This is a genomic window from Paenibacillus sp. FSL P4-0176, assembly GCF_037975265.1.
Classification (GTDB): domain Bacteria; phylum Bacillota; class Bacilli; order Paenibacillales; family Paenibacillaceae; genus Paenibacillus; species Paenibacillus amylolyticus.
In genome coordinates this window covers 7245333-7258488 of record NZ_CP150242.1, presented here as the reverse complement: position 1 = coordinate 7258488, position 13156 = coordinate 7245333, and the positions used below count along the sequence as shown (strand labels likewise).

Annotated in this window: 11 protein-coding genes; all 11 read left to right on the top strand. The window is 46.0% G+C overall.

Annotated features, from left to right (window positions below):
- The first annotated feature begins 21 nt into the window (after positions 1 to 21).
- Positions 22 to 927: an ABC transporter permease gene (locus MKY95_RS32980; RefSeq protein WP_036611941.1), complete on the top strand. Its 906-nt coding sequence runs from the start codon at positions 22 to 24 to the stop codon at positions 925 to 927.
- Between the two features lie 19 nt (positions 928 to 946).
- Positions 947 to 2773 carry an oligopeptide ABC transporter substrate-binding protein gene (locus tag MKY95_RS32975; protein ID WP_036611939.1) on the top strand — a complete coding sequence of 609 codons (1827 nt, stop codon included), beginning with the start codon at positions 947 to 949 and terminating at the stop codon, positions 2771 to 2773.
- Positions 2774 to 3027: 254 nt separating this feature from the next.
- Complete coding sequence (locus tag MKY95_RS32970) at positions 3028 to 3933, top strand: D-alanyl-D-alanine carboxypeptidase family protein (protein ID WP_036611937.1); 906 nt, start codon at positions 3028 to 3030, stop codon at positions 3931 to 3933.
- Between the two features lie 251 nt (positions 3934 to 4184).
- Complete coding sequence (locus MKY95_RS32965; protein WP_036611935.1) at positions 4185 to 5771, top strand: MFS transporter; 1587 nt, start codon at positions 4185 to 4187, stop codon at positions 5769 to 5771.
- A gap of 437 nt (positions 5772 to 6208) precedes the next feature.
- Positions 6209 to 7243 (top strand): LCP family protein, encoded by a 1035-nt coding sequence (locus tag MKY95_RS32960; RefSeq protein WP_036611933.1) that lies wholly within the window; start codon positions 6209 to 6211, stop codon positions 7241 to 7243.
- Positions 7244 to 7427: 184 nt separating this feature from the next.
- Positions 7428 to 7853 carry a CBS domain-containing protein gene (locus MKY95_RS32955; RefSeq protein WP_017691444.1) on the top strand — a complete coding sequence of 142 codons (426 nt, stop codon included), beginning with the start codon at positions 7428 to 7430 and terminating at the stop codon, positions 7851 to 7853.
- 264 nt (positions 7854 to 8117) lie between these two features.
- Positions 8118 to 8420, top strand: a complete 303-nt coding sequence (locus tag MKY95_RS32950; protein WP_036611930.1) for a MazG-like family protein — start codon at positions 8118 to 8120, stop codon at positions 8418 to 8420.
- Positions 8421 to 8425: 5 nt separating this feature from the next.
- Entirely contained in the window at positions 8426 to 9337 is a 912-nt protein-coding gene (locus MKY95_RS32945) for a DUF2232 domain-containing protein (RefSeq protein ID WP_036612044.1), read from the top strand.
- Between the two features lie 11 nt (positions 9338 to 9348).
- The gene (locus MKY95_RS32940) at positions 9349 to 11340 is read left to right on the top strand and encodes a DHH family phosphoesterase (protein WP_036611927.1); all 1992 of its coding nucleotides are present in this window, start codon (positions 9349 to 9351) and stop codon (positions 11338 to 11340) included.
- Complete coding sequence (gene rplI / locus MKY95_RS32935) at positions 11337 to 11780, top strand: 50S ribosomal protein L9 (RefSeq protein WP_036611925.1); 444 nt, start codon at positions 11337 to 11339, stop codon at positions 11778 to 11780. Before MKY95_RS32940 ends, rplI begins: the two co-directional genes overlap by 4 nt.
- Before the next feature lies 1 nt (position 11781).
- A complete protein-coding gene (gene dnaB / locus MKY95_RS32930; protein WP_036611922.1) occupies positions 11782 to 13143 on the top strand; it encodes a replicative DNA helicase in 1362 nt (453 codons plus the stop codon).
- Positions 13144 to 13156: the final 13 nt, after the last annotated feature.

Genomic DNA, 13156 nt, shown 5'->3' with positions numbered 1-13156 from the left:
AGATTTCGGGGTGAAAACAAGATGAGCAAGGCCAACGAGGTAGTTGTAACTTCACAAAAGGTTGATAAAAGCCCCTCCAGCTTGAGTATTTTATGGAGGGAGCTTGTCAGAGATAAGGTGGCACTAATCTCGCTCATTTTCTTGGGCTTGGTCATGTTGCTGGTATATGGCACGTCTCTCATTCTGAATCAGGATGATATCGTACGCGTGGATCTGTTTGCCTTATATGAACCACCATCCGCGAAATATTGGTTAGGAACGGATTATGGAGGTCGTGATGTATTTGGCCAGCTGGTCATCGGTACACGTAACTCCCTGACCATTGGAATTATCGTAACGTTAATGACTGGCTTCATAGGTATCTTAATTGGCCTTTTATCCGGTTATTTCGGTGGAATGATAGACAACCTGTTTATGCGTGTTGTTGATTTCTTCATGATCCTTCCGATGTTGATGATTGTTATCGCGTTTGTTACGGCAGTACCGAAATACAATATCATCTCGTTCTCTCTAATCATGACGGCATTTCTCTGGATGGGTATCGCCAGATTGATTCGCTCCAAAGCATTACAGGAACGGGAACTGGATTATGTAAAAGCTTCAAAAACATTGGGCTCTTCTCATCTGAAGATTATGCTCTCACAGGTTCTTCCGAATCTGAGCTCCATTATTATTGTAACGATGACATTGAATCTCGCTGCCAATATTGGCCTCGAATCCGGGCTGTCTTTCCTCGGGTTTGGTTTTCCCGAAAGTACGCCTAGTCTTGGAACACTCGTAAGTTATGCACGTAATCCGCAAACCCTGGAATCCAGATGGTGGATATGGCTACCCGCATCGGTACTGATTCTGGTATTGATGTTGAGTATAAATAATGTCGGTCAAGCCCTAAAGCGTGCGACTGATGCAAGACAAAGAAGAGGTTAAAAAAAGGGAGGAAAGGTTCATGAAAAAGGGATTATTTTCACGGGGACTATTTTTCACGATGATGTTGGTCTTTGTATTGGTGCTCGCAGCGTGCTCTGAGAAAGAGGCAGCTACTCCAGCTCCAGCTTCCAACACAGAAGAGGGAAAAACGGAGGAAAAGCCTGCTAATGAAGAGGGCGTTTACTCCATTGATGACTTCAACAATGTCAAAACGAATGAGGGTACTGCGATCGAGGGTGGATCGATTACATTCGGACTTGTATCGGATACTGCTTTTGAAGGTACACTGAACTATAACTTCTATTCCGGTAACCCGGATGTTCAGGTACTGCAATGGTTCGATGAGCCATTACTTACATGGGACAAAGACTATGTGTACACCAATGATGGTGCAGCAACATATGAGACATCTGAAGATGGCAAAACGTTCACACTGACCATTCGTGACAACGTAAACTGGCATGATGGCAAGCCGGTAACGGCTGAAGATCTGCAATTTGCTTATGAAGTTATTGGTAACAAAGCGTATGATGGTCCACGTTATGACTCCAACTTTACTAGCATAGTAGGTATGGAAGAATTCCATGCTGGAAAAGCAAAAACAATCTCTGGTATTAAAGTGCTGAGCGACAAACAAATCAGCATTACGTATAAAGAATCCACTCCGTCCCTGCTGACAGGTGGCGTATGGACGTATCCACTGGCTAAACATATCTTCGGCGATATGGATGTAGCAAAAATGTCTTCTTCCAAAGAAGTACGTGAAAAACCAATTGGTTTTGGTCCATTTAAAGTGGATGTAATCACTCCGGGTGAGTCTGTAACTTATGTTAAGAACGAAGACTACTGGCGTGGGGCTCCGAAACTGGACAAAGTGACTCTGAAAGTTATCAACCCGACAACGGTTGTTCAAGAACTGAAATCTGGCGGGGTAGACCTCGTGGATGCATTCCCGACAGATCAATACAAAGATAATGCTAACCTGTCCAACGTAGAATTCCTGGGCGCAATCGATCGTGCTTATACGTACATCGGTTTCAAACTGGGTACGTGGGATGAAGAGAACGGAAAAGTTGTAAGCAATGCCGAAGCAAAAATGGGCGACAAAAAATTGCGTAAAGCAATGTGGATGGCTGTAGATAACGATCAAGTTGGTAAACGTTTCTATAATGGCCTGCGTTGGAACGCAACAACCCTGATTCCACCGTCTCACCCAGAATTCCATGATTCCAACAATCCGGGTGTAACATATGATCCAGAAGCAGCGAAAGCATTGCTCGACGAAGCTGGTTACAAACTGGATGGTGAATTCCGTACGAATCCGGATGGAACACCACTCGAAATCAACTTTGTATCCATGACTGGTGGAGACACAGCTGAACCATTGGCTCGTTATTATGTTCAATCATGGGCAGCTATTGGTTTGAAAGTAAATCTGGAAATGGTTGAGTTCAACAGCTTCTATGACCGTGTAGGTAACACAGGTAAAGATGATCCGAACATTGATGTGTATCAAGCAGCATGGGGCGTTGGTATTGACGTAGATCCATCTGGTCTGTATGGCCGTGATGCACTCTACAACTTCTCCAGATTCTCCAGCGAAGAGAATGACAAATTGCTGGCACAAGGTATCTCTGCTGAAGCATTTGATGTAGACAAGCGTAAAGAGATCTACAATCAATGGCAACAATACATGGTAGATGAAGTTCCTGTATTCCCTACACTGTATCGTGCAGTTGTAGCACCCGTTAACAAACGTGTAATGAACTATGCGATTGGTGATGGAACAGGCGTTTACCTGAGCGACCTGCAAGTTAATGCAGACAAAGCAGTTGTAGCTCAGTAAAACATTCTTAAATTAGCAGCTGTAAGGATTGGGGTCCTTTAAGAAGCCGGTTGCTAGATTATTAATGAAGAATTCTCCTGGAAAAATGAATAAAAAGTGTCTTTAAAAACATGGATTCTGTACACTCTGGCATGGGTGTATGGGGTTCATGTTTTTTTTGTAACCAAAAAATAAAAAAAATTTAACTTTTTTTCAAAAAAGTGCAGACAAAATGCCTCTTTACTTCGTCTATATAGGTAAGAGGTGATCATCTTATGAAAAAATGGTGGAAACGGGCAGGTATGCTGCTGGCTCTCTTGCTTATTATATATTTGGGTGTGAAACCGGACATGCTGGTAGGCAAACCGGGAATTAAAGCTGAATCTGCGGTCTTAATGGATATGAACTCTGAACAGATCTTAATGGATTTTAACGGCTCCGAAGAGATTGCTCCGGCAGGCGTCAGTAAATTGATGACAGAACTGTTAGTAATGGAGGCCGTGATCAATGGTCATATAGGCTGGAATGATCTTGTTAATGTGAGTCTGTATGCCAGCTCCGTGGGGGGCAGTCAACTGACCCTGAAACAAGGAGAGCAATTCACCGTTCAGGAGTTGTTCGAGATCATAGCTGTCTATTCAGCCAATGATGCAGCGGTTGCTCTGGCTGAACATATCAGTGGTACAGAGCAGAAGTTTGTGCAACAGATGAATCAGAAAGCAACTCAGATTGGGCTGTCTGAGGATACACAATTCACGAATTCAACGGGCCTCAGTGAAAAGCTGCTTGGTCCTAACCGTCCGATGGATATACAAGGGCAGACCTTAATGACGGCTATAGATGCATGCAAGCTTGCGCGATATCTGCTAAATAACCATCCCGAGATTTTAAGAATCTCCAGTCAAATGCAAGTATCAATGCACCAAAAAGGGATGTACATGAGTAACACGAACTGGATGTTGTCCTCTATTGGTGGACCGTATGCTTATGATGGGAATGACGGATTAAAGACCGGGTATGATGAAGATTCCGGATATCATTTTGTGGGGACAGCTGAACGTGATGGCAAAAGACTGATATCAGTTGTATTTGGAACAGATACTCGTGAAGGGCGTTTTGTGGAGACTCGGAAGTTATTCAACTATGGGTTTTCGGGAAACCGAGTCAGACCAGATTATTGAAGCATTACGCAAGCGTTAGTACGTTAGATAAGATATGAGGGCTGTCCGCAGGTTCGACTGAACATGTGGTAGCTCTATTTTATCGAATCTGAGGTAAATTGATCCATATAACCATATTATTAAATTGACATATGGATTTCTTTTGTTTTAAAATGACCAGTGAGTCATTATTATTCAATTCGGTTTAATATATATGTACCAAACCAACTGTACGATACTGAATTTAAGATCTGATCGGGAGGTAACATGTGATGCAAAAACAAATGAAATGGCCGCTAATCCTGTTTGCCATAGGGGTATTTATGGCTGCGCTGGATAACGGGATCATCACCTCTTCACTGACCACCTTAAATGCATCATTTGGTGTGTCGCCAACATGGGGAGCATGGACGATTACGCTTTACACGCTGGGGCTTGCGGTGAGTGTACCTATTGCGGGCAAACTGTCGGACCGTTATGGTCGCAAGAAGCTATTTTTGATTGAAGTGGCGTTGTTTGGGATCGGGTCCCTGCTCGTCGCGCTGAGCACATCGTTTACCTTTTTCCTGATTGCTCGTGTCATTCAAGCTTTGGGCGGTGGGGGGATCTTTATCATTGCCAGCTCATACGTATTAAGCAAGTTCCCGGCGGAGCGACAAGGTACAGCCTTGGGTCTGCTCGGAGGGATGAATGGTGTTGCCGCTATTTTGGGACCCAATGTCGGTGCTTTTATACTGGACCTTACGGGCAACTGGCATTGGTTATTCCTGATCAATGTACCTATCGCGATTCTGCTGTTCATTGCAGGTATTCGATTTATTCAGGAAGAGCAGGAACTGAATCGTGCAGCAGTGGACTGGAGCGGTATTGCTGTCCTAACGTTGGGTGTACTCAGTTTAATGTATAGCTTCAGCAATCTGGACGGTGTGAACATGCTTCAAAGTCTGGGATCACCGATGTTCTACGGCTTTTTCTTAGCAGGTGTAATCATCCTGGTGCTCTTTTACTTCATGGAAAAAAGGCTGGAAGGATCTGAACGTGAACCTGTTGTATCGACACAGCTTCTGGGCATTGCTTCCTTTCGCTGGACGTTGCTAATTGCCTTTTTCTCGGGAGCCATTCTGGCCTCAGTGATCTTCATTCCCGGATTTGTTGAGCAATATCTCGGCGTATCCAATACAGCTTCCGGGTACTGGTTTACTCCACTCGCGCTGGCATCCGGCATCGGGGCAGGTGGAGGTGGATACCTCGTTGACCGCAAAGGGCCGATCTGGACGTTATCGGTTGCGGGGCTGTTATCTGCCATTGGATTCCTGCTGTTCCCGCTATGGGTGGAGCATATCTGGCAATTTGTCATCGCGAGTACACTCGTAGGTATCGGTTTCGGCATGATGCTTGGTGCGCCAGTTAACGTACTTGTCACGGAACAGGCGGGGGAGAACAACAAAGGCATCGCGGTAGCGACCAGCTCGTTATTCCGCCAGATGGCGATGGCTATTGCACCTACGATTTTCGCTGGATTCCTGGCACGTTCTTTCATTAATCTGGGGTCCAACATTCAGGCAGGATTCGCTGACAAAGGAATTCAGGTGCCGCCTGAAATGCTGGAGCAATATGCCTCGGGTGGAGCATCAGGCAGTGATGTATCCAGTCTGACAGAGGGCCTGTCCCAGATTCCTGATGCAAGTATTCGTGATGTGTTGCTCCAGGCAGTGCATCAAACGACAGGGCAGGGTTATAATGGCCTTTTCTGGTCTGCGGTGGTATTCAGTGTGCTTACGCTGGTAGCTGCGCTTATAACGGGACGTCTGCGTCAAAAAGAGAAGAGCCAACATGTGGAAAGTATATCCACAAACTGATTCGATAACGTTAGAAATGAAGAGAACAGTGCACCTTTTGTAGCTAAAAAGGAGTCGCTGTTCTTTTCAATTTAACCGGATTGTAACTTTTCTTGCTCCTGCAATGATTACAATAGAACGAGCGTAAGCGGTGTCTTGATTCCAGAGAGAGAAAACTTCAGTGAACACCGAGTCACAAGACATCTCAGACGTTTAATTGGTATTATATAAGTTGAACGAATCGTTACACTTCATCACTGCGAGTTCAGAATAACCTTCCGATCGCTGTTATCCCCAGATTTTTTTTGATTTCCTTATTCCAAAGGTAAAAATCCGGTGATAAAGGCGAGCGCTACGCTTCTTCAGGTTTTTTCTGACCTCTCCGTTATTAGTGTAAATATTAGATGAAACTTATATAGTAGGCAGTATCATTTTGATAGTGAAGAAGGAATCAATGGATGAAAAGCAGAACTAAAGATAAGAAGAAGAAAAGAAGAAAAGGCCTATATATAACGCTCGTTTCACTTGTTGTTTTGTTAATCGGAGGTTATTTGTTCCGTCAGCAACTGGCTGTAGCGGCATTTGATCTGTTTCTCGCCGGTTCGGTAGAAGATCAGTTATCCCGTTCTTATGTACCGCAGGAAGGCAACAACACGCCTGATCCAACGGTATACCGTAAGGAACCATTTTCCGTATTACTGCTCGGTTCGGACAAACGCGCCTATGAAAAAACGCGTGGACGTTCCGATACCGTCATCTATGCTGTAGTACGTCCGAAGGAATCCCGTGTGCTGTTGGTATCCATTCCACGTGATACGTATGTGCAGATTGTAGGACGGGATGCCAACAAGGACGGCGAAGATGATTATGATAAGCTGGCGCATGCCTATGCTTTTGGTGGGGAGAATATGTCCATCAATACCGTGGAGAAATTTCTTGATGCTGATGTGGGTTATTATGCAACGATCAACTTCGACGGAATCAAAAAAGTGGTTGATGCGCTCGGTGGTGTAAAACTGCCAATTGATGAGGACATTGTGAACAAGAATCCGGATCATGTGCAATTCACGATTGAAGGCGGTAAGCCGATCTATGACGGGCAGGAAGCACTGTATTATGTAAGATACCGTGAGGATAGCGATTTTAATCGTACCAAGCGGCAGCAGATTTTCCTAAACTCGATGGCGAATGAGATGCTGAATTTGAATCAAATTGCCAAAATTCCGGAACTGATTCAGATCATGGGAGACAGCTTCCAGACGGATATGCGAGCTTCTTTCATTATTGATCTGGCCAAACAAGTGCTTACTCAGGAGAAACCGCAGATTTCAAGCTTCACCATCCTGGGTGAGGGAATGAAAAAAGACGGTATCTATTATGGTCAGGCTGACGAGAAAGATGTCCAATATGCCAAAGAGCTGATTAACAACTGGATGGATCAATCGACCCCAGCCGGTGAAGTCATGATCCCTGACCGGCAAAAGATTGAATAACCAATTCCATACCAATGATGTGTTGTAGACCACAATCAGCAGTACGTTTATTCGCGGGCTGCTGTTTTTTTTCTTTGTATTGAGAACTATTATCCTTTTGGAACATCCTGCGTTCTGATCCGTATAATATAAGTTGAGCGAGATAAGTTGAACGAAGAAATTCACAAGGAGGATACACAAGGGTATGAACATCGCATTTTTTTTGCTACCCAAACAAGAGGTTACGTGCGTGACGTCGGATTCTACGCTACGGCAAACGTTGGAACGGATGGAATATCATCGTTTTACGGCGGTACCCATTTTGAATAAAGAGGGCAAATATATTGGTACGGTTACCGAAGGCGACTTACTGTGGTATATGAAGAATGCCGAGGGAAAGATTTCATTTGAAAACGCTTCAAAGTTCTTGCTCAAGGATGTTCCCCTTCGCTTGGATATTAAACCTGTATCCATTAACGCCAACATGGAGGACCTGATTAATCTGGCTAAAGTTCAGAACTTTGTTCCTGTGGTCGATGATATGGATCGGTTCATTGGTATTGTCAGACGGAGTCAGATTATTGAGTACTGCGAGGGCATTGTAGCCAAAGAATCGATCAAGGCGAAGTAAGGCTGTTACGAATTTAAACATTATTGTGTCATGATGGATAATCACAGCCGTCCGGTATCATGTTAAACTTAAGAAGTCCTGAATCAGGGGCGCATTCGAAGTTTTTTACAAATATATAGGTCGATAGGATGTACGGAGGACTCCGCATAAGTACCTGACATCAGTTTCGGAGAACTTCTCCGTTTTTTGGGGTAATTTTGCGGGCCCTCTTTTTATGCTATAATCGAGAATAAAGCTTTTTCGGGGGAGAGTGACTTTCGCCAAATGCCTAAAGAACTGGATGTAGCCAAACGCGCTAAAGTGATTGAATGGCTGAAAACCGAAGTGCTTGATCAGGTATCCCGATTATTCAAGGCGTTATGGGAAGGCAGTACAACTCGAATCGGGGACAGTCTTGCCAGTTTGATTATGAGTAGTTACATATTGGGCCGCAGGCTCGGTATTCCTTTCAAGGATCTGGATGCACTGCTAGTTGAGAAGTTGAAAAAGCATAAACAGGAAGGTCACCAGCTTGAAGACTGGTACCAGGATATTTCCTCGCTAGAAGATCATATGCGTAAGAGGTGAATTTGTTGAAATTTAGCTTTAAATCAGCTGTTTGGAGCGCAGTTTATCTGCTCTTGCTACTTTCGCTGTTAACTCCTTTATCGGTACTTGCCATATTTTTTATGATGATTCCGGGAGTTATTTTGTATGCTTCATTATCTTTAAAATCATTTATATGGCATCTCGTGCCCGTAGCCGTTATTTTGGTCGTATTCCACCCCATCTATCTGTTACTATTGCTCATCTTTACCCTGCCTGCGATCGTTATGGGTCACGCGTATAAAACACGCAAATCGGCCCTGTTCGCGCTGATGGCGGGAAGTGGCATGATGTTGGCAGAATACTTGTTGTTGCTCTTGGTCGGCAGTGTCATTTTCCAATTCGACCTGTCCAGTTATATTGAAGATGTAGTCAAATTGACCATTGAACCGTTAACCAATACATCGAATCAGATGATCAACGGGTTTGCATGGACACCTGAGATGACCGAGGATGTTGCCAAACAAACACAGCTTATGATTCCGTTTGCTCTCGTTGTCACATCGATGGTAATGGCCTTTATTACACACGCCATTGCTCGTCCGATTCTGAACGTGATGGGTGTGGTGGTATCGAAGCTTCCACCAGCGAGAGAATGGCGTATGCCACGTGCATTGATCTGGTATTATTTCCTTGCTCTGTTGATCGAAGTGATCTCCAGACAAAGTGATGGCACATACTGGACCATGATTGCCATGAATCTGTCCCCGTTAATTAATCTGGGCTTCATGATTCAAGCGATCGGTTTCTTCTTCTTTCTCTCACATACAAAGAAATGGAATCCGGTTATACCATATTTCCTGGCGGCAGCGGTCTTCTTCATTGGTCCGCTTCGGATAATCGGAATTATCGATCTGGCGTTCCCGCTTCGTGAGGCAATATCGAAATCAAAACGATAGGGTGATGAGTCATGCCTAAATTTCTGAAGAAACGCTGGCACGGCTACTATACCGTATGGGCGTTCATACTGCTGCTGTTGCTCGTTATGTTCGTTACCATTTATAACTGGACGCTTGGTTTGATTAGTCTGATACTGGCTTCGGCGCTGGGAATCGTCATGATTAAGGCGGAGCTCGCGTTCCGCCGTGAGCTTAACGACTACATTAATGGCCTATCTATTCGGATCAAACGGATGGAGGGGGAAGCGGTCAGCATGCTTCCATTCGGAATTGTGCTGTACAGCGAAGATCGTACGGTAGAGTGGCATAACCGCTTTGTCGCGGAGATGTTCCAGGAGAAGACAATGGTGGGTAATCCGCTACTTAATTTGTTTCCCAAACTTCCTCAGCCTAAAGAGAAGAAGGATGGGACGAAGGAACATTCATCCAAGGAGTTCCATGACGAATTCCAGTTGGATGATCGGCATTATGGAGTTATTCATAACCCGCAGGAGCGGTATGTATATGTATACGAGATTACGGAGTTAGCCATTCTTCGTGATAAATATGAAAATGAACGCCTTGCATTGGGAATTCTCGTTCTGGATAACCTGGACGAGGCTGCCCAAGGCATGGACGATCAACAGCGTACAGCACTGATTGCCCGAGTGACCAGCGAAATTACGTCTTGGGCCAAGCGGTACGAAGTGTACCTGCGCCGTCTGTCTTCTGATCGTTATCTGTTGATGCTGAATCATAAGTCTTTGCAGGAACTGGAACAGAGCCGATTTGTCATTTTGGATGAGGTTCGGGAGATGACTGCTGACCTCAAAGTGCCAATGACACTCAGTGTTGGACTGGCGTTTGGATCGGATAGCATCAGTGAGATGGGAGAACTGGCACAGTCCAGTCTGGACATGGCACTTGGACGTGGTGGTGATCAGGCTGCCGTGAAATCCGGACAACGCCTGTCTTTCTATGGCGGCAAGTCTAACGCAGTGGAGAAACGGACACGGGTAAGAGCCCGCGTTATTGCGCACGCGCTGCGTGATCTCATGCAGGAGAGCGATCGGGTGCTCATCATGGGGCACAAAATTCCGGATATGGACGCGATCGGTGCATCCATCGGAGTGTGGAAAGCGGCCAGTCTGTACAATGTGGAAGCCCGAATTGTTCTGGATGGAATTAATCCATCAATTGAACGCATGATGGAGCAAGTGAACAAGGACGAGAAGTTGTCCAAAGCATTTGTATCACCGGAACAGGCAACCCAGATGATGACCGAGCACACGTTGCTGGTGGTGGTGGATACTCATAAGGCCTCCATGACCATGGAACCGAAACTGGTACAGTCTGCTACCCGTGTCGTAGTTGTGGATCACCATCGGCGGGGTGAAGAGTTCATCAATGATGCAGTGTTGATCTATCTGGAACCTTATGCGTCTTCTGCTGCCGAATTGGTAACCGAACTCTTGCAATACATTCATGATAAGGTACAATTCACTCCGCTAGAAGCTACGGCTCTACTTGCCGGGATTACGGTGGATACGAAGCATTTTGCACTGCACACGGGGTCCAGAACGTTCGAAGCGGCAGGCTTCTTGCGCCGTAGCGGTGCGGACACCATTATGATCCAGCGGTTGATGAAAGAGGATCTGTCAGAATATATTGCTAAGGCAGAAATCATAAAGCATGCTAAAATGGTATATGGAAACATTGCGCTGGCGGTCACAGACCCTGGTAGCAAGATTTCACAGATGATGATCGCCCAGGTGGCGGATACATTGCTGAATATGACTGACGTGGTCGCTTCATTTGTGATTAGTGAGCGTCCGGATGGACTGATTGGCATCAGCGCGAGATCGCTGGGGCGCATGAATGTTCAAGTTGTCATGGAACGACTGGGCGGTGGCGGACATTTGACGAATGCTGCCGTGCAGCTTGAAGGAACGCTTGGAGAGGCAGAAAAACGGCTGACGAACGTACTGGCTGAAATCGAAAAGGAAGAGGGGCTGTTCGAATGAAAGTCATTTTTATAAAAGATATGAAGGGTCAAGGCAAGAAAGGGCAAGTGAAAGAAGTATCTGAGGGTTACGCACAGAACTTCTTACTGCCACGGGGAATCGCACGTCTGGCAACAGACGGCAACATGAAGACACTGGACAACCAGAAGGCGGCTGAGGAAAGACTCAAACAGGAAGAGAAAGCTGAAGCGGAAGCACTTGCGAAGAAGCTGGAAGCAGAAGTGACTGAACTGAAAGCCAAGTCCGGCGAAGGTGGTCGTCTGTTTGGCGCCATTACGAGCAAACAGATCGCAGAAGCTTTGTCTAAAAAGGGTCTGAAAGTAGACAAACGCAAAATTGAGCTGGACGAGCCTATTCGTACACTCGGCGTAACACAAGTAACTGTCAAGGTTCACCCTGAAGTGAAGGCAACCTTGAAGGTACAGGTAACGGAAGAGTAAGATGGGCGGAGAAATGTTATTCGACCGGATTCCCCCGCAGAACCTGGAAGCCGAACAGGCCGTGCTGGGTGCAATCCTGTTGCAGGGCGAGGCCCTGATTACAGCGATGGAACGGGTGCAAACCGAGGATTTCTATGATAAACCCCATCAATTAATCTTTGAAGCGATGATCCAGCTTGGTGAGGGAAATCAACCGATTGACCTTGTTACACTGACTTCGCTTCTGAAGGATAAAGGTGAGTTGGAGGACATCGGGGGCGTTAGTTATCTGGCTAAGCTAGCCCATGGTGTACCTACAGCCGCGAACGTAGACTATTACGCTCAGATTATCGAAGAGAAATCGATGCTGCGTCGCCTGATTCGTACGGCAACACAGATCGTGAGCGAAGGATATACAGGCGGCGAAGATGTTGCAGCGATGCTCGGAGAAGCTGAACGTCGCATTCTGGAGATCTCCAACCGTCGCTCCAGTAGTGGTTTTATAGCCATTCAGGACGTATTGATGGAAGTATTCGATCGTGTGGAAACACTTCATCAGAATAAGGGTACAACGACAGGTATTCCGTCCGGGTTTATCGATCTGGACAAGATGACTGCCGGATTCCAGCGCAGTGACTTGATCATTGTAGCGGCCCGTCCTTCCGTAGGTAAGACGGCCTTCGCCCTGAATATCGCTCAGAACGTAGCCATTCGGGCCCAGGAGACGGTAGCCATCTTCAGTCTGGAGATGTCAGCCGCCCAGCTGGTGCAACGTATGATCTGTGCGGAAGCCAACCTGGATGCCAGCGTGATGCGTATGGGTGATTTCAAGGGTGATGAAGATTGGCAGAAGCTGACGATGGGTATTGCAGCTTTGTCAGAAGCCAACATCTTCATAGATGATACGCCAGGGATTACCGTAGCGGATATTCGTGCCAAATGCCGTCGTCTGAAGAAAGAGAAAGGCCTTGGCATGATCCTGATTGACTATCTTCAACTGATTAGTGGACGTGGTAAAGCAGGGGAGAACCGTCAACAAGAGGTATCCGAGATCTCACGTACACTGAAACAGATTGGCCGGGAACTGGAAGTTCCGGTTATTGCCTTGTCCCAGCTGAGCCGGGGTGTAGAGCAACGTCAGGACAAACGTCCGATGATGAGTGACTTGCGGGAATCGGGTTCAATCGAGCAAGATGCCGACATCGTAGCGTTCCTGTACCGGGATGACTACTATAACCAGGAGACCGAGAAGAAAAATATTATTGAGATCATTATCGCCAAACAGCGTAATGGTCCGGTAGGTACGGTTGAACTGGTCTTCCTGAAAAACTTTAATAAATTCGTCAATTACGAGAGGGCACACAATGATGCCTTCGCGATGTAATGGGCAGGTGCTG